The sequence below is a fragment of the Streptomyces sp. YGL11-2 genome (assembly GCF_050054615.1).
Classification (GTDB): Bacteria; Actinomycetota; Actinomycetes; order Streptomycetales; family Streptomycetaceae; genus Streptomyces.
Window position 1 is genome coordinate 251079 of the sequence record NZ_JBNHIN010000001.1, and the last position, 16207, is coordinate 267285.

The 16207-nt window shown below is 73.2% G+C and carries 17 protein-coding genes and 1 pseudogene; 6 read left to right on the forward strand and 12 right to left on the reverse strand.

Translation table 11 applies throughout. The annotated features are described in order from the left end of the window. Positions 1–14: 14 nt before the first annotated feature. The 3 genes from ACO1BR_RS01145 to ACO1BR_RS01155 are packed head-to-tail and all read left to right on the forward strand — an operon-like array spanning position 15 to position 3407. Entirely contained in the window at positions 15–719 is a 705-nt protein-coding gene (locus ACO1BR_RS01145; RefSeq protein WP_426793116.1) for a succinate dehydrogenase cytochrome b subunit, read from the forward strand. A gap of 1 nt (position 720) precedes the next feature. Beyond that, positions 721–2670, forward strand: coding sequence for a fumarate reductase/succinate dehydrogenase flavoprotein subunit (locus ACO1BR_RS01150; RefSeq protein ID WP_426793117.1), 1950 nt, complete (start codon positions 721–723; stop codon positions 2668–2670). Next, positions 2667–3407 (forward strand): succinate dehydrogenase/fumarate reductase iron-sulfur subunit, encoded by a 741-nt coding sequence (locus tag ACO1BR_RS01155; protein WP_426793118.1) that lies wholly within the window; start codon positions 2667–2669, stop codon positions 3405–3407. The genes ACO1BR_RS01150 and ACO1BR_RS01155 overlap by 4 nt, the downstream gene beginning before the upstream one ends. A gap of 62 nt (positions 3408–3469) precedes the next feature. On the opposite strand, the gene hisF is transcribed toward ACO1BR_RS01155, so the two are convergent. The 8 genes from hisF to hisD are packed head-to-tail and all read right to left on the reverse strand — an operon-like array spanning position 3470 to position 9279. Further along, positions 3470–4225: an imidazole glycerol phosphate synthase subunit HisF gene (gene hisF / locus ACO1BR_RS01160; RefSeq protein WP_426793119.1), complete on the reverse strand. Its 756-nt coding sequence runs from the start codon at positions 4223–4225 to the stop codon at positions 3470–3472. Between the two features lie 6 nt (positions 4226–4231). Next, positions 4232–4642 carry a RidA family protein gene (locus tag ACO1BR_RS01165; protein ID WP_426793120.1) on the reverse strand — a complete coding sequence of 137 codons (411 nt, stop codon included), beginning with the start codon at positions 4640–4642 and terminating at the stop codon, positions 4232–4234. A 22-nt stretch (positions 4643–4664) separates the two neighbouring features. After that, positions 4665–5399, reverse strand: coding sequence for a bifunctional 1-(5-phosphoribosyl)-5-((5-phosphoribosylamino)methylideneamino)imidazole-4-carboxamide isomerase/phosphoribosylanthranilate isomerase PriA (gene priA / locus ACO1BR_RS01170; RefSeq protein WP_159504343.1), 735 nt, complete (start codon positions 5397–5399; stop codon positions 4665–4667). Next, positions 5399–6049, reverse strand: coding sequence for an imidazole glycerol phosphate synthase subunit HisH (hisH, locus tag ACO1BR_RS01175; protein ID WP_426793121.1), 651 nt, complete (start codon positions 6047–6049; stop codon positions 5399–5401). Before hisH ends, priA begins: the two co-directional genes overlap by 1 nt. Further along, entirely contained in the window at positions 6046–6210 is a 165-nt protein-coding gene (locus ACO1BR_RS01180; RefSeq protein WP_201304852.1) for a hypothetical protein, read from the reverse strand. The genes hisH and ACO1BR_RS01180 overlap by 4 nt, the downstream gene beginning before the upstream one ends. After that, positions 6210–6815 (reverse strand): imidazoleglycerol-phosphate dehydratase HisB, encoded by a 606-nt coding sequence (gene hisB / locus ACO1BR_RS01185; protein ID WP_043263922.1) that lies wholly within the window; start codon positions 6813–6815, stop codon positions 6210–6212. Before hisB ends, ACO1BR_RS01180 begins: the two co-directional genes overlap by 1 nt. Then, a complete protein-coding gene (locus tag ACO1BR_RS01190) occupies positions 6812–7945 on the reverse strand; it encodes a histidinol-phosphate transaminase (RefSeq protein ID WP_426793122.1) in 1134 nt (377 codons plus the stop codon). The genes hisB and ACO1BR_RS01190 overlap by 4 nt, the downstream gene beginning before the upstream one ends. Positions 7946–7953: 8 nt before the next feature. Further along, positions 7954–9279, reverse strand: a complete 1326-nt coding sequence (gene hisD / locus ACO1BR_RS01195; protein ID WP_426793123.1) for a histidinol dehydrogenase — start codon at positions 9277–9279, stop codon at positions 7954–7956. A 319-nt stretch (positions 9280–9598) separates the two neighbouring features. On the opposite strand from hisD, the gene ACO1BR_RS01200 reads away from it, so the two are divergent. From ACO1BR_RS01200 to ybaK, 3 genes are all read left to right on the forward strand, one after another. Next, on the forward strand, positions 9599–11200 hold the full coding sequence (locus ACO1BR_RS01200) for an oxidoreductase (protein ID WP_426793124.1): 1602 nt from the start codon (positions 9599–9601) through the stop codon (positions 11198–11200). A 58-nt stretch (positions 11201–11258) separates the two neighbouring features. Beyond that, on the forward strand, positions 11259–12011 hold the full coding sequence (locus ACO1BR_RS01205) for an LON peptidase substrate-binding domain-containing protein (RefSeq protein WP_426793125.1): 753 nt from the start codon (positions 11259–11261) through the stop codon (positions 12009–12011). Positions 12012–12106: 95 nt separating this feature from the next. Next, positions 12107–12622, forward strand: a complete 516-nt coding sequence (gene ybaK / locus ACO1BR_RS01210; RefSeq protein ID WP_426793126.1) for a Cys-tRNA(Pro) deacylase — start codon at positions 12107–12109, stop codon at positions 12620–12622. A gap of 205 nt (positions 12623–12827) precedes the next feature. On the opposite strand, the gene ACO1BR_RS01215 is transcribed toward ybaK, so the two are convergent. The 4 genes and pseudogenes from ACO1BR_RS01215 to ACO1BR_RS01230 form a co-directional block, all read right to left on the reverse strand. Beyond that, a complete protein-coding gene (locus ACO1BR_RS01215) occupies positions 12828–13499 on the reverse strand; it encodes an ABC transporter permease (RefSeq protein WP_426793127.1) in 672 nt (223 codons plus the stop codon). A gap of 68 nt (positions 13500–13567) precedes the next feature. Then, the gene (locus ACO1BR_RS01220; RefSeq protein WP_426793324.1) at positions 13568–14377 is read right to left on the reverse strand and encodes an ABC transporter permease; all 810 of its coding nucleotides are present in this window, start codon (positions 14375–14377) and stop codon (positions 13568–13570) included. A gap of 186 nt (positions 14378–14563) precedes the next feature. Further along, complete coding sequence (locus ACO1BR_RS01225; RefSeq protein WP_426793325.1) at positions 14564–15553, reverse strand: ABC transporter ATP-binding protein; 990 nt, start codon at positions 15551–15553, stop codon at positions 14564–14566. A 96-nt stretch (positions 15554–15649) separates the two neighbouring features. Next, positions 15650–16207, reverse strand: a pseudogene (locus ACO1BR_RS01230) (NYN domain-containing protein); the annotation flags it as partial.

The following is a 16207-nucleotide window of genomic DNA, read 5'->3' on the forward strand; positions in this document are numbered from 1 at the left end:
TACCGTCGGGACCCATGGCACTGGACACAAGGACGGATCGACGGCCGTCCTTCACGGGCGTTCTGTGGCGCTCGACCGTCGGCAAGAAGACGGCGATGGCCGTCAGCGGCATCGTGATGCTGCTGTACCTGGTCGTCCACATGATGGGCAACCTCAAGATCTTCTTCGGACCCCCGGACTTCAACGCCTACGCCGCCTGGCTGCGCACCATCGGCGAGCCCTTCCTGCACCACGAGTGGTTCCTGTGGATCGCCCGGGTGGTGCTGGTCGTCGCGGTCGTCACGCACGCGGTGGCCGCCTACCAGCTCAGCCGCCGGGACATCGCCGCCCGTCCGGCCACATACGTGCACAAGCGCCGCCGCGCGAGCTACGCCACCCGCACCATGCGCTGGGGAGGCGTCATCCTCGGCCTGTTCATCGTCTGGCACGTCCTGGACCTGACGACGCTGACGGTGAACCCGCGCGCCGAGGCCGGCCACCCGTACGAGAACGTGGTGGCGACCTTCTCCACCTGGTACGGCGACGTGATCTACATCGTGGCGATGCTCGCGCTCGGCCTGCACGTCCGGCACGGCTTCTGGAGCGCCGCGCAGACCCTGGGCGCCAACCGGCCCGGCCGCGACCGGCTGTTCAAGGGCCTGGCGAACGTCCTCGCAGCCGTCCTGACCGTCGGCTTCATCGCCGTCCCCGTCTCCGTGATGACCGGAGTAGTGAGCTGACATGAGTACGTACACGCACTACGCGACCGGCGCGCCGGTCGCCGACACCAAGGCGCCCGCCGGGCCGGTCCACGAGCGCTGGGACACCCGCCGCTTCGAGGCGAAGCTGGTCAACCCGGCCAACCGCCGCAAGCACACGGTGATCGTCGTCGGCACCGGCCTGGCGGGTGGCGCGGCCGGCGCCACGCTCGCCGAACAGGGCTACCACGTCGAGCAGTTCTGCTACCAGGACTCGCCACGCCGGGCGCACTCCATCGCCGCCCAGGGCGGCATCAACGCCGCGAAGAACTACCGCAACGACGGCGACTCCGTCCACCGGCTGTTCTACGACACCGTCAAGGGCGGCGACTTCCGCGCCCGCGAGTCCAACGTGCACCGGCTCGCGCAGATCTCCGTCGAGATCATCGACCAGTGCGTGGCCCAGGGCGTGCCGTTCGCCCGGGAGTACGGCGGGCTGCTGGACACCCGCTCGTTCGGCGGCGTCCAGGTCTCCCGTACCTTCTACGCCCGCGGCCAGACCGGACAGCAGCTGCTGCTCGGCGCCTACCAGGCGCTCTCCCGGCAGATCGCGGCCGGCACCGTCCGGCTGCACCCCCGCACCGAGATGCTCGACCTGATCGTCGTCGACGGCCGGGCCCGCGGCATCGTCGCCCGCGACCTGGTCACCGGCGAGATCACCTCGTACGTCGCGGACGCGGTGGTGCTGGCGTCCGGCGGCTACGGCAACGTCTTCTACCTGTCGACGAACGCCATGAACTCCAACGCCACGGCCATCTGGAGGGCGCACCGCCGCGGCGCGCACTTCGCCAACCCCTGCTTCACCCAGATCCACCCGACCTGCATCCCGCGCACCGGCGACCACCAGTCCAAGCTGACGCTGATGAGCGAGTCGCTGCGCAACGACGGCCGTATCTGGGTGCCGAAGGCGCAGGGCGACAACCGCCCGCCGGCCGAGATCCCCGAGGACGAGCGGGACTACTACCTGGAGCGGATCTACCCGTCGTTCGGCAACCTCGTCCCGCGCGACATCGCCTCCCGCGCGGCGAAGAACGTCTGCGACGAGGGCCGCGGCGTCGGGCCCGGGGGCCAGGGCGTCTACCTGGACTTCGCCGACGCCATCGCGCGGATGGGACGCGGGGCCGTGGAGGCCAAGTACGGCAACCTCTTCGACATGTACGCCCGGATCACCGCCGAGGACCCGTACACGGTCCCGATGCGGATCTACCCGGCCGTGCACTACACCATGGGCGGGCTGTGGGTCGACTACGACCTCCAGACCACGATCCCGGGCCTGTTCGCGGTCGGCGAGGCCAACTTCTCCGACCACGGCGCCAACCGCCTGGGCGCGAGCGCGCTGATGCAGGGCCTCGCCGACGGCTACTTCGTCCTCCCGTCCACGATCAACGACTACCTGGCGCGCCACCCGCGCCAGGAGGCCGTCACCGCCGAGCACCCGGTGGTCCGGGAGGTGCTGGCCGAGACCGAGGACCGGCTGAACCTGCTGCTCGCCGTCGACGGCGACCGCACCCCCGACTCCTTCCACCGCGAACTCGGCGAACTCCTGTGGGAGTACTGCGGGATGGCCCGCACCGACCAGGGGCTGCGCAAGGCCCTCGACCGGATCCCGCAGATCCGCGAGGAGTTCTGGCGCCGCATCAAGGTGCCCGGCACGGGCCAGGAGTTCAACCAGTCGCTGGAGAAGGCGAACCGCATCGTCGACTACCTGGAGCTCGCCGAGCTGATGTGCCTCGACGCCCTGCACCGCGCCGAGTCCTGCGGCGGCCACTTCCGCGAGGAGTCCCAGACCCCGGACGGCGAGGCCGCCCGCGACGACGCGGCGTTCTCCTACGCCGCCGCATGGGAGTTCACGGGGACCGGCGCGGCCCCCACCCTCCACAAGGAAGACCTGGTCTTCGAGTACGTCCACCCCACTCAGCGGAGCTACGCATGAGGCTCACCCTGCGCGTCTGGCGCCAGAAGAACGCCGACGCCCCCGGCACCATGACCCCCTACGAGGTCGACGGCGTCTCGCCGGACATGTCGTTCCTCGAAATGCTCGACACCCTCAACGAGCGGCTGATCCTGGACGGTGACGATCCGGTCGCCTTCGACCACGACTGCCGCGAGGGCATCTGCGGCGCGTGCAGCCTGGTCATCAACGGCGACGCCCACGGGCCGGAGCGGACCACCACCTGCCAGCTGCACATGCGGTCGTTCGCCGACGGCGACACCATCGACATCGAGCCCTGGCGCGCCGCGGCCTTCCCGGTCGTCAAGGACCTGGTCGTCGACCGCTCCGCCTTCGACCGGATCATCCAGTCCGGCGGCTACATCACCGCGCCCACCGGCTCCGCCCCCGAGGCGCACGCCACCGCCGTCCCCAAGCCGGCCGCCGACACCGCCTTCGAGCACGCCGAGTGCATCGGCTGCGGCGCGTGCGTGGCGGCCTGCCCCAACGGCTCGGCGATGCTCTTCACCTCCGCCAAGGTCGTCCATCTCAACTCGCTGCCGCAGGGCGCCCCGGAGCGGGAGTCCCGAGTCCTGGACATGGTCGGCCAGATGGACGCCGAGGGCTTCGGCGGCTGCACCAACACCGGCGAATGCGCCACCGCCTGCCCGAAGGGCATACCGCTCTTCAGCATCGCGACGATGAACCGGGAGTTCGTCCGGGCGGCGCGGAAGCGCTGACCGGCGGGGCCGGGCCCGGCGATCCCGGTCCGGCCCCGGCCCGGCACCGGCTCAGAAAGTCCTCAGCGGACCGGGTGCCCCGCCTCGCGCAGGGCCTCCTTGACCTGGCCGATGCGCAGGTCGCCGAAGTGGAAGACGGAGGCGGCCAGCACCGCGTCGGCGCCGGCGGCGACCGCCGGGGCGAAGTCGGCGAGCCTGCCGGCGCCGCCGGAGGCGATGACCGGCACGGAGACGTGCCTGCGGACCGCCTTGATCATCTCCACGTCGTAGCCGTCCTTGGTGCCGTCGGCGTCCATGGAGTTGAGCAGGATCTCGCCGGCGCCCAGTTCGGCGGCGCGGTGCGCCCACTCGACGGCGTCGATGCCGGCGGAGCGGCGACCGCCGTGGGTGGTGACCTCGAAGGCGCCCGCGGCGGTGCGGCGGGCGTCGACGGAGAGCACCAGCACCTGGCTGCCGAAGCGTTCGGCGATCTCCCGGATCAGATCGGGGCGGGCGATCGCGGCGGTGTTGACGCCGACCTTGTCGGCACCGGCGCGCAGCAGCTTGTCGACGTCCTCGGCCGTGCGGACGCCGCCGCCGACGGTCAGCGGGATGAAGACCTGCTCGGCGGTGCGCCGGACCACGTCGTAGGTCGTCTCGCGGTTGCCGGAGGAGGCGGTGATGTCGAGGAAGGTCAGCTCGTCGGCGCCCTCCTGGCCGTAGACCTTCGCCATCTCGACGGGGTCGCCCGCATCGCGCAGGTTCTGGAAGTTGACGCCCTTGACGACGCGGCCGTTGTCGACGTCCAGGCAGGGGATGACGCGGACCGCCAGGGTCATGTCGGTTCAGCCCTCTCTGACAGTTTCCCGGGACGGGTCCCGGAAGGCTTCTAGTTCTACTTCGACGAGTACGCGGGAGTCGACGAAGCCGGAGACCACGACCATGGTCGCGGCGGGCGGCGCGGCCTCGAAGAGTTCGCGGTGGGCGCGGCCGGCCGCGTCCACATCGCGCAGGTGGGTCAGGTACACACGGGTGCGCACCACGTCGGCGGCGCCCAGGCCGAAGGGTTTGAGCGCCGCCAGCGCGTTGCCGAAGGCGACCCTGGTCTGGACGTAGGGGTCGCCCTCGCCCTGGAGGACACCGCCGACCAGCGGCAGGGTGCCGGCGACCAGGACGCGGTCGCCGGCCGCCACGGCGCGCGCGAAGCCAAGGGTCTCTTCCCAGGGACTGTCGGTCCGTACGCGCTCGATGGTCATGACGCCGCCTTCCCGTTGGCCGTTACGACACTGCTGCCAGTGCCTCTTCCAGGGTGAACGCCTTCGCGTAGAGCGCCTTGCCGACGATGGCGCCCTCGACACCCTCCGGCACCAGGGTCGCGATCGCCCGCAGGTCGTCCAGGGAGGAGACGCCGCCGGAGGCGACGACCGGGCGGTCGGTGGCCGCGCAGACGTTCTTGAGGAGTTCCAGGTTGGGGCCCTGGAGGGTGCCGTCCTTGTTGATGTCGGTGACGACGTAGCGGGCGCAGCCCTCGGAGTCCAGGCGGGCCAGCGTCTCGTAGAGGTCGCCGCCGTCGCGGGTCCAGCCGCGCCCGCGCAGGGTCGTACCGCGCACGTCCAGGCCGACCGCGATCCGGTCGCCGTACTCGGCGATGATCTTGGCGACCCAGTCGGGGTCCTCCAGCGCCGCGGTGCCGATGTTGACGCGGGTGCAGCCGGTCGCCAGGGCGGCGGCCAGCGAGTCGTCGTCGCGGATACCGCCGGACAGCTCCACCTTGATGTCCATGGAGCGGGCGACCTCGGCGATCTGCGCGCGGTTGTCGCCGGTGCCGAAGGCGGCGTCCAGGTCGACCAGGTGCAGCCATTCGGCGCCGGCCCGCTGCCAGGTGAGAGCGGCCTGGAGCGGGTCGCCGTAGGAGGTCTCGGAGCCGGACTCACCGTGCACCAGGCGGACCGCCTGGCCGTCGCGGACGTCCACTGCGGGGAGGAGTTCGAGCTGCTTCGCGGAGGGGGACATCACAGGGTCTCGATCCAGTTGGTCAGGAGCTGGGCGCCGGCGTCGCCGGACTTCTCGGGGTGGAACTGGGTGGCCCACAGCGGGCCGTTCTCGACCGCGGCCACGAACGGCTCCCCGTGGGTGGCCCAGGTGACCTTCGGCGCGGCGATGCTGGTGCTGCCGGCCTCCAACTCCCAGTCGTGGACCGCGTAGGAGTGCACGAAGTAGTAGCGGGCGTCGGCGGGCAGTCCGGCGAAGAGCCGCGAGCCCTCGGCGGCGCGGACGGTGTTCCAGCCCATGTGCGGGACGACCTCGGCCTTGAGCGGGCCGACCGTGCCGGGCCACTCGTCCAGGCCCTCGGTCTCCACACCGTGCTCGATGCCGCGGCCGAAGAGGATCTGCATCCCGACGCAGATGCCCATCACCGGACGGCCGCCGGACAGCCGGCGGCCCACGATCCAGTCACCGCGGGCCTCCTTGAGGCCGCGCATGCAGGCGGCGAACGCGCCGACGCCGGGCACCAGCAGCCCGTCGGCCTTCATGGCCGTGTCGTAGTCGCGGGTGACCTCCACGTCCGCGCCGACATGGGCCAGGGCGCGCTCGGCGGACCGGATGTTGCCGAAGCCGTAGTCGAAGACGACGACTTTCTTACGGGGTGCCGAGGCGGTCAATTCCACACCCCCAGCCGCATCACACCGGCGACCAGGCACATCCCGGAGGCGATGGCCATGAGGGTGATGACGCTCTTGGGCAGCTTCTGCTTCCAGAAGGAGTAGACACCGCCGACGAGGAAGAGGCCCACGAGGATGAAGACGGTGGACAGGCCGTTCATCAGAGGGCGCCCTTCGTCGAAGGAAGGATCCCAGCCGCGCGCGGGTCGCGCTCGCTGGCGTAGCGCAGGGCCCGGGCCAGCGCCTTGAACTGGCACTCCACGATGTGGTGGGCGTTGCGCCCGTACGGGACGTGGATGTGCAGCGCGATCTGCGCCTGGGCGACGAAGGACTCGAAGATGTGCCGGGTCATCGTCGTGTCGTAGGTGCCTATCATCGGCGCCATGTTCTCCGGCTCGGTGTGCACCAGGTACGGGCGGCCGGAGAGGTCGACGGTGACCTGGGCGAGCGACTCGTCCAGCGGGACGGTGCAGTTGCCGAAGCGGTAGATGCCGACCTTGTCGCCGAGGGCCTGCTTGAAGGCGGCACCCAGCGCGAGGGCGGTGTCCTCGATGGTGTGGTGGGTGTCGATGTGCAGATCGCCGTCGGTCTTGACCTTGAGGTCGAAGAGGCCGTGCCGGCCGAGCTGGTCGAGCATGTGGTCGTAGAAGCCGACACCGGTCGACACGTCGACCTGGCCCGTGCCGTCGAGGTCGATCTCGACCAGAACCGTCGTCTCCTTGGTGGTGCGCTCCACGCGCCCCACGCGGGCGGTGGCCCCGCTCATCGCTTGTTCTCCTTCAGGATGCGTTCTTTCCACACCGTGCGAACCGCGTCGAGGAACGCGTCGTTCTCGGCCGGGGTGCCGGCGGTGACCCGCAGCCAGCCCGGTACGCCGTTGTCACGGACGAGTACGCCGTGGTCGAGGAGCGCCTGCCAGACGGCGTGCGCGTCGTCGAAGAGGCCGAACTGGACGAAGTTGGCGTCCGAGGCGACGACCTGGCAGCCGATCGCCCGCAGTTCGTCGACCAGGCGGTCCCGCTCGCTCTTGAGCTGCTCGACGTACTTCAGGAGCGTGTCGGTGTGCTCCAGGGCGGCGAGCGCGGTGGCCTGGGTGACGGACGAGAGGTGGTACGGCAGCCGGACCAGCTGGACGGCGTCGACCACGGCGGGGTCGGCGGCGAGATAGCCCAGCCGCAGCCCGGCGGCGCCGAACGCCTTGGACATCGTCCGCGACAGCACCAGGTTCGGCCGGCCCTCGATCAGCGGCAGCAGCGAGGGGCGGTGGCTGAACTCGCCGTACGCCTCGTCGACCACGACCAGCGCCCCGGCCGAGTCCGCCCGGGCGGCCTGCGCGGCCTCGTACAGCGCCAGGACGGTGTCCGCCTCGACGGCGGTGCCGGTCGGGTTGTTCGGCGAGCAGATGAAGACCACGTCGGGCCTGCGCTCGGCGATGGCCGCCTTCGCCGCCTCGACGTCGACGGTGAAGTCGTCGCCCCGCGGGCCGGAGATCCAGCCGGTGCCGGTGCCGCGCGAGATCAGCCCGTGCATGGAGTACGAGGGCTCGAACCCGATGGCGGTGCGGCCGGGGCCGCCGAACGTCTGGAGCAGCTGCTGGATGATCTCGTTGGAGCCGTTGGCGGCCCAGACCTGGGCGGCGGTGACCTCATGGCCGGCGGTGCGGGTGAGGTAGCCGGCCAGCGCGGTGCGCAGCTCGACCGCGTCCCGGTCGGGGTAGCGGTTCAGCTGCCGGGCGGCCTCGGTGACCCGCTCGGCGATCCGCCGGACCAGCGGCTCGGGGAGCGGGTAGGGGTTCTCGTTGGTGTTGAGGCGCACCGGGACGTCCAACTGCGGCGCGCCGTAAGGGGACTTGCCGCGCAGCTCGTCCCGGATCGGGAGATCGTCAATCTTCGTCACGTACGTGCTCACTTGCTCTGGGGGACCGTCCAGCCGAACCGTGCCTTCACCGCCGCGCCGTGGGCCGGGAGGTCCTCGGCCTCGGCGAGGGTCACCACATGGTGGGCGACCTCGGCCAGCGCCTCGCGCGAGTAGTCCACGACGTGGATGCCGCGCAGGAACGACTGCACCGACAGCCCGGAGGAGTGGCAGGCGCAGCCGCCGGTGGGCAGGACGTGGTTGGAGCCGGCGCAGTAGTCGCCGAGCGACACCGGGGAGTGCGGGCCGACGAAGATCGCGCCGGCGTTGCGGACCCGGGCGGCGACCGCGGCGGCGTCGGCGGTCTGGATCTCCAGGTGCTCGGCGCCGTACGCGTCCACGACCTTCAGGCCGGCGTCCAGGCCGTCGACGAGGACGATCGCGGACTGCCGGCCGGAGAGCGCCGGCACGATCCGGTCCTCGGTGTGCTTGGTGGCCGCGATCTGCGGCCCCAGCTCCTTCTCGGTGCGCTCGGCCAGCTCCGCCGAGTCGGTGACCAGCACGGCGGCGGCCATCGGGTCGTGCTCGGCCTGGCTGATCAGGTCGGCGGCGAGGTGCACCGGGTCGGCGGTGTCGTCGGCGAGAATCGCGATCTCGGTGGGCCCGGCCTCGGAGTCGATGCCGATCCGGCCCTTGAGGAGGCGCTTGGCGGCGGCGACGTAGATGTTGCCGGGGCCGGTGACGAGGTTGGCCGGGGCGCACTCGTCGGTGCCGTACGCGAACATCGCGATGGCCTGGGCGCCGCCGGCCGCGTAGACCTCGTCCACGCCGAGGAGGGCGCAGGCAGCCAGGATCGTCGGGTGCGGCAGGCCGCCGAACTCCACCTGCGGCGGGGAGGCCACAGCCAGCGAGTCGACGCCCGCCTCCTGCGCCGGGACCACGTTCATGACGACGGAGGAGGGGTAGACCGACCGGCCGCCGGGCACGTACAGCCCGACCCGCTCGACCGGGACCCAGCGCTCGGTGACCGTGCCGCCGGGGACGACCCGCGTCGTGACGTCGCTGCGGCGCTGCTCGCGGTGGACGATCCGGGCGCGCCGGATCGACTCCTCCAGGGCGGCCCGCACGGCCGGGTCCAGCGCGGCGAGGGCGTCGCGCAGCGCCTCGGCCGGGACCTTCACCCGCTCGATCTCGACCCCGTCGAACCGCCGCGCGTACTCGATCAGCGCCGCGGTGCCGCGATGGCGTACGTCCTCGCAGATGGGCCGCACTTTCTCCAGGGCGGCTTCCACGTCGAACTCGGCACGGGGCAGCAGGTCGCGCAGGGCGCCGCCCTCGGGGAGGGCGTCACCGCGCAGGTCGATTCGGGAGATCACCCCACCAGTGTCTCAGACCCGCTCTCGGGGCCGAGCGGCCGTATCACTGAGTGATACGCAGTGACGCACGGCGCGCACCGCCGCGGCCGGGCCCGCGAAGTTGACCGGAGTTGGCCCTGACCACGCGTGTTCAACCGGTCACGAGGTGGGCAAGGGGACGGTGCGGGCGTACGGGGGCATCCGTGGGGCGGGCGGGAAGACGGCCGCCGGGATGCGTCCGAACAGGTAGTACGACCCGGCGGGGCCGCAGCGCGGTACGCGGCACGGCACCCGCCGGCGTCACACGGCACACAGGCACGCACAGCAAGGGGGATCCACCGTGACCGGAGCCAGGGACGGCGACGCGCCCGCCGACCTGCGACTGACCTCGGCGGAATGGAGCATGTGGCAGGCGTTCCGCAACGGCAGCACCTGCGATCTGCACACCCGCGAGGCGTCCCGCGACGATCCGCACGGGCAGCACCTGTGGGGCCCGGAGCGCCGGGTACGGGCCCGGATACTGGCGCTGCTGCTGCTCGACGGGCCGCCGGCGCAGCCCGGCCGGGTCTCCGCGCTCAAGCTGACCGGTGCGTACATAACGGACACTCTCGACCTTGCGGGCGGCACGATCAAGCCATTCGTGGAGCTGCGGGACTGCCGCTTCGAGGCGGAGGTGCTGCTGCCGGAGAGCCGGTTCACCACGCTGCGGATGGCGAACTGCGCGATACCCCGGCTGGAGGCGGCCCGGCTGCACACCGAGGGCGATCTGCACCTGCCGCGCTGCGTGGTGCAGTCGGGCATCCGGCTGACGGACGCGCACATCGGCACCGACCTGATGCTCAACCAGGCCGTGGTGCACAAGGACCGGCAGGGCCGCTCGATCACGGCGGACGGAATGACCGTCGGCCAGGACCTCCAGGCCGAGATGCTGGAGTCGCACGGCGAGCTGTCGCTGCGCGGCGCCACCGTCGGGGTGTCGCTGAGCCTGCGCGGCAGCCACCTGAGCAATCCCTTCGGCCGCCGGGCGCTCAACGCCCCCCAGCTGACCGTCGAGCGCACCCTGTACCTGACCGCCGCCGGCCTGGCCAACTCCCCGTTCTCCAACGGCGCCACACCCCCGTACGGCATCACCCACACCCCCGCGCGCGGCACGCGGATGCAGCGCTTCGAGTGCGAGGGCGGGGTGCGGCTGGACGACGGGCGGTTCGGGGACGCGGTGGACCTGGAGCACGCCCGGTTCGTGATGGAGTCCGACCAGGAGCTGTCGCTGCGCCGCATCCACACACCGGAGCTGCGGTTCCTGGGCGAGCGCCCGCAGCGCGGCCGGGTGATCCTCTCCGGCGCCCGGGTCGTCAACCTCGTCGACAAGTCGGCGAGCTGGCCGGGGCTGGGCGGGCTGATGATGGCCGGCTTCTCCTACGAGACGCTGATCCCGCGCGGCCACTTCCCGCTCGCGCAGCGGCTCCAGTGGGTGGCCGCGGCAACCCCCGAGTACGCGCCCGAGCCGTACGAGATGCTGGCCGCCTCGCTGCGCGCGATGGGCGAGGACGCGGACGCCCGGGAGGTGCAGCTGGCCAAGCAGCGGCGGCGCCGCGAGACGCTGCCGCTGGCGGCGAAGGCGTGGGGGTTCCTCCAGGACTGGACGGTGGCCTACGGCTACCGGCCGGGGCGGGCCGCGTTGTGGATGGCGGTCCTGTGGGCGATCGGCACCGCGTACTTCTCCGCCTATCCGCCACCGCTCCTCAAGCACGACGAGGCGCCGCACTGGAACCCGTACCTCTACTCGCTGGATCTGCTGCTGCCGCTGGTCGATCTCCATCAGGGCGAACTCTGGGCGCCGGCCGGCCTCGCCCAGTGGGTGTCGGCGGTGATGATCCTGGCGGGGTGGGTGCTGGCGACGACCATGGCGACCGGTGCGTCCCGGCTGCTGCAACGGCAATAGCACCGGTACGGGGACGGGGTGGTGGCCCGCGCCGCCGCAGGCTCTAGGCTTACGGGCTGTGACCTCCGTTCGCCTGCCGCTCTTCCCCCTCAACTCGGTGCTGTTCCCGGGACTGGTGCTCCCGCTGAACGTCTTCGAGGCGCGGTACCGGGCGATGATGCGCGATCTCCGGGCCGCGCCCGAGGACGACCGCCGGTTCGCGGTGATCGCCATCCGGGACGGCCGCGAGGTCGCGCCCACCGCGCCCGGACTGCCGGACGCCACCCTCCCGGCCGGCGACGGCCCGGCCGCCGGCTTCGGCGACGAGCCGATCCGGGCGTTCCACGCCGTCGGCTGCATCGCGGACGCGGCGACCATCCGGGAGAAGTCCGCCGGCTCCGGCTCCGACCCCGGCTATGAGGTCCTGGCCACCGGCACCACCCGCTTCCGGCTGCACTCGGTCGACGCCTCCGGCCCGTATCTGACGGCCGAGGTGACGGAGCTGGCGGAGGAGCAGGGCGAGGGCGCGGGCGCGCTGGCGTCGGGCGTCGTCCGGGCCTTCCGCACGTACCAGAAGCGGCTGGCCTGGGCGCACGAGCGGACCCTGTCCAGCGGCCAGGACCTGCCCGCCGACCCGTCGGTGCTGTCGTACCTCGTCGCCGCGGCGGCGGTCCTGGACGTGCCCGCCAAGCAGCGGCTGCTGGAGGCGCCGGACACCGCGGCCCGGCTCGGACAGGAGCTGAACCTGCTTCGCCACGAGTCGGCGCTGCTCGATAAGCTCCCGTCGCTGCCGGCCGTGGACCTGACCCGGCAGCCGACGAGCCCCAACTGACGCGCGGCGGCCGGGAGTCCGGGCGGCCGCACGGCGCGGGGGTGCCGGTCGCGCGCTCCCGGATCCGGGTTCCGTACGAGTGAGGCGACACCGCGGTGGCGAAGAAGACGAAGCAGGGCAGGAAGAGCGGCCAGCAGTCCGGCGGCACCCCGGCGACGGTGGCGCTGGCGGCGTCCGGAGTCCCGTTCACGGTCCATGCCTACGAGCACGACCCGGCCGCCGCGTCGTACGGCGAGGAGGCCGCCGAGGCGCTCGGGGTCTCCCCCGACCAGGTGTTCAAGACGCTGCTCGCGGACGTCGACGGCACCCTCACGGTCGCCGTGGTGCCGGTCTCCGGCTCACTCGACCTGAAGGCGCTGGCCGCCGCGGTGGGCGGCAAGCGGGCCGCGATGGCCGATCCGGCGGCGGCCGAGCGCAGCACCGGCTACGTCCTGGGCGGGATCTCCCCGCTCGGCCAGCGCAGGCGGCTGCGCACGGTCGTCGACGCCTCGGCGCAGGGCCGGGCGACGGTGTGCGTCTCGGCGGGGCGGCGCGGCCTGGAGGTCGAGCTGGCGCCGGACGACCTGGTCGCGCTGACGGACGCGCGGATCGCGCCGATCGCCCGCGGCTGACCGCCGCCGGACGTGGCCGGCGCACGCCCTTTACGGCACGGCCTCCCTTCGCTATTCCTCGGCTACGACCGGGGAGGAGGTACGCCATGTCGAAGAGGACCCGCAAGCGGAAGTGGCGCATCAGGAAGGGCCGGGCCAATCACGGGCGCCGGCCGTCCTGAGGCACGGCAGGCACGTCCTGAAGGAGGGACCCACCGGCCGGGCGTCAGCCGCCGGCCGGTGGCTCCTGCTGTGACTCCTGCCGCGGCTCGTGCTGCGGCCGGTCGGACCAGTCCGGCCACTCGGGCTCTGGGTCGCGCGGCCCGAACAGCCCGACCAACGCCAGCAGCGTCAGCATCGACGCGATCGGCCAGGCCAGCAGCGCGCCCTTCGCCTGCAGCCGCAGCGGGCCGTCGAAGACCACTCCGGGCCCGACCTGCCGGGCGTGCGCGACCACGTCCGGGGTGGGCCCCAGCCACATCCCGACCAGCCAGCCGAGCCCGGCGCCCAGCAGCCCACCGACGACCAGCGAGACCACCAGCGGGATCCCGCCGCGCCGCCGGAAAAAGAAGACCGCGGCGGCGGTCACCACGCCGAAGGCCAGGCCCAGCAGGACGAAGGTGCCGTCCGCGCCGATCGCCTCCTCGCCCTCGGTGTTCTTGAGGTAGACGTTGTGGGCGTCCGAGATCAGCGGGATGCGCGGCGCCAGCCAGGCCCACAGCACCCCCAGCAGCGCCCCGCTCAGCGCCACCAGCAGCGCGATCAGCGCGCCCTCGCGCAGCTCGCGGGCGCGTTCGGGGCCGCCGCCGGCCGGTGCGGCGTCGGGGCCCGGATCGGACGGGTGCGGTTGCGGCTCTTCGGACGGCTGGCCGTCGGGGGGCGTCTGCGGTGCGGTCACCCCGTCATCGTGCCAGGTCGGCGCCGTGGCCCCGGCAGCAGGAGGCCCGGTCGGGCCCGTCGCGCCGGTCACCGGGCCGCCGCCCGGCGGTAGGCCCAGGTCGCGACGGCCAGCGAGAGCACCCCGACGGCGGCGCAGACACCCAGGTCGGCGCAGACCACGAACCAGTCGGGACGCGGCGCGAAGCTGTGCGCCAGCGCCTCCACCCCGTAGGTCGAGGGCAGCAGATCGCGCGCCCAGCCGATCGCCTCGGGCATCCGCCCGGCCGGCAGCACGCCCAGCAGCAGCGCCGCCGACATACCCAACTGGCCGCCGAGGGTGGCCAGTTCCTGGCGCGGCGCGAGCAGCCCGAGGGTCGCGCCGAGACCGGACAGCGCCGCCCCGGACAGCGGGACGACGGCGACCAGCACCCACAGATGAGCCATCGGCAGCTGGAAGAGCAGCGAGCCGACGACCGCGGTGGCCACCGTCCCCGGCACCGTGAACGAGGCGTACGCACCGGCCGCCCCGAGCACCACGGCGGCCGGCGGCACCGGCAGCGTCGCGTAGTGGTCGAGCCCGCCGCCGGCCCGCAGCTGGCCGAAGTACTGCGCCAGCAGGTTGAGCGCCACGAAGGCGACGACCAGCACGGCGGAGCCGGAGACCACCGACCGGGCCGGGTCGCCGCCGCTGACCACACCGCGCAGCAGCACCATGATCCCGACGGACTGGAAGGTGGCGACGAACAGCAGCGGTATCCGGGCGACCCGGGCCCGGGAGAGCTGGGCGCGGTAGACGGCGCCCAGTGCGGGCAGCAGCCGGGCCCGCGGCGCCAGCGGGGCGGCGCGGCCGTCGTCCGGCCACGCCCCGGCCCCGGCCACCGCCTGCGCGGGAACCACACTCACGTCGTCACCCAGCTCTCGTCGTCGTCTCGCCGTCCCGGCATCGTCGCCGGCGGCCCGGACCGCGCGCCGCCGCGCGCCGCGCCGCTCACGCCGTCACCAGCCCCTCCGCGCGCCCGCCCAGCGCCGGACCGCCATCCCCCGGGGGCAACCCCCGGACCCCCGGCCGACCGCCGACGCCCCTCACGCCTTCACCAAACCCTCCGCGCGCCCGCCCAGCGCCAGGTACACGTCCTCCAGGCTCGGCGTGGCCAGGGTGAAGTCGTCGAGGGCCGCGAAGGCGGGGCCGGCGGTGACCGCGGTGACCGCGGAGCGGGCCTGGTCGGCGGGGAGGCGGAGGGTCCAGCGGCGGCCGGAGGTGCGGGCGGCGGCGCCGAGGGCGGCGACCTCGGGGACGTCGAGCGGGGGGCGGTCCCGCCAGACCAGCTCCAGCCGGACCTCCTCCCCCACCAGTTCCTTCAGGCCACCGGGTGTGTCGCAGGCGATGACCCGGCCGCGGTCGATCACCGCGACCCGGTCGAGCACGCTCTCGGCCTCCAGGACGTTGTGGGTGACCAGGAGGACGGTGGCGCCGCGCTCGGCCCGGCGGCGGTCCACCGCGGCCCACACGGCGCGCCGGGCGACCGGGTCCATCCCGGTGGTCGGCTCGTCCAGCACCAGCAGCGGCCGTTCGCCGATCAGCGCGGTGGCGAAGCAGGCCAGCCGCCGCTGCCCGCCGGACAGCTTCTTCAGCGCCCGACCGGCGAGGTCTCCGAGGCCCAGCTCGTCGATCACCGCGTCCCGTTCGGCGCGCGCCTCGCGGGTGCCCAGGCCGCGCAGCCGGCCGGTGGTCTCCACGGCCAAGGCGACGGTCAGCTCGTCGAGCGCGGTGGACTCCTGCCCCAGGTAGCCGAGCAGCCGGGCGGCCCGCTCGGGGTGGCGGACCAGGTCGTGGCCCAGTACGGAGATGCTCCCGGAGTCCGGCCGCAGCAGCCCGGTCAGCTGGCGGACCAGGGTGGACTTGCCGGCGCCGTTGGGCCCGAGCAGCCCGAAGATCTCGCCGCGCCGTACGTCGAGGGTGATGCCGTCGCTGGCGCGTACCGCAGGCGCCTGCGCCGCCCCGCGCCGCCCGCGCAGCGCGGGGTAGGTCTTGACCAGGTCCCGCACGGCGCACACCGGCACGCCGCGCTCCACCTGTGTTGCGCCCGTCTTCACGAGCTATGAGGGTACGCCGCCCCGCCCGGCGCCCGGCCCGCGGGGCCGGGCGGCGCGGGCCGCCGGGCGCACCGGTCAGTCCGCGGCCGGGGCGTGTCCGGCGGCCGTGCGGAGGTCGACCTCGCGCCAGAAACCGGCCCGGATCGCGTACCGGTCGTGCTCGTCGATCTGGTCGTCCTTGTGGGCGAGCAGCCCGAACCGGGCGGCGTAGCGCAGGAGTTCGCCGTCGATGCGGTGCGGGATGCGCGGGTACTCCGTCGAGAGCTGCTGGAGGTGGGCGGTCTCGGAGAGCCGCTCGGTCCAGCGGCGGGCGAAGACCTGGCCGACCTCGAAGGGGTCGCCGCTGACCGCGGTGATGTCCTCCTCGCGGTCGGCCCAGCGCTGCTCGGCGCTGGTGAGCTGGGCGAGGGTGGGCAGCAGGGAGGTCTCGGAGGGCTCCCCGAGCGGGCCGCCGCGCTCGACCCAGCCCTTGTCGGAGGACCAGCGCAGGGTCGCGGCGGGGGTGGCTGCGGGTTGGCCGCCGTTGCCGGCGGGGCCCTGGCCCGCGGCGTGCGCCCGGCCGAGTCCGGCCAGGTCCTTGGGGGTGGGGACGCCCCGCGAGGCGCCGGAGCCCGCCTCGCCCTCGTCGCGCCC

Excerpts from the sequence above, each read along its gene's own strand:
- priA (WP_159504343.1), bottom strand. The coding sequence starts at position 5,399 with ATGTCCCCCTCCGCGAAGCAGCTCGAACTCCTCCCCGCAGTGGACGTC.
- ACO1BR_RS01155 (WP_426793118.1), top strand. The coding sequence starts at position 2,667 with ATGAGGCTCACCCTGCGCGTCTGGCGCCAGAAGAACGCCGACGCCCCC.
- hisF (WP_426793119.1), bottom strand. The coding sequence starts at position 4,225 with ATGACCCTGGCGGTCCGCGTCATCCCCTGCCTGGACGTCGACAACGGC.
- ACO1BR_RS01150 (WP_426793117.1), top strand. The coding sequence starts at position 721 with ATGAGTACGTACACGCACTACGCGACCGGCGCGCCGGTCGCCGACACC.
- ACO1BR_RS01180 (WP_201304852.1), bottom strand. The coding sequence starts at position 6,210 with ATGAACGGCCTGTCCACCGTCTTCATCCTCGTGGGCCTCTTCCTCGTC.
- ACO1BR_RS01165 (WP_426793120.1), bottom strand. The coding sequence starts at position 4,642 with ATGACCATCGAGCGCGTACGGACCGACAGTCCCTGGGAAGAGACCCTT.
- hisB (WP_043263922.1), bottom strand. The coding sequence starts at position 6,815 with ATGAGCGGGGCCACCGCCCGCGTGGGGCGCGTGGAGCGCACCACCAAG.
- ACO1BR_RS01145 (WP_426793116.1), top strand. The coding sequence starts at position 15 with ATGGCACTGGACACAAGGACGGATCGACGGCCGTCCTTCACGGGCGTT.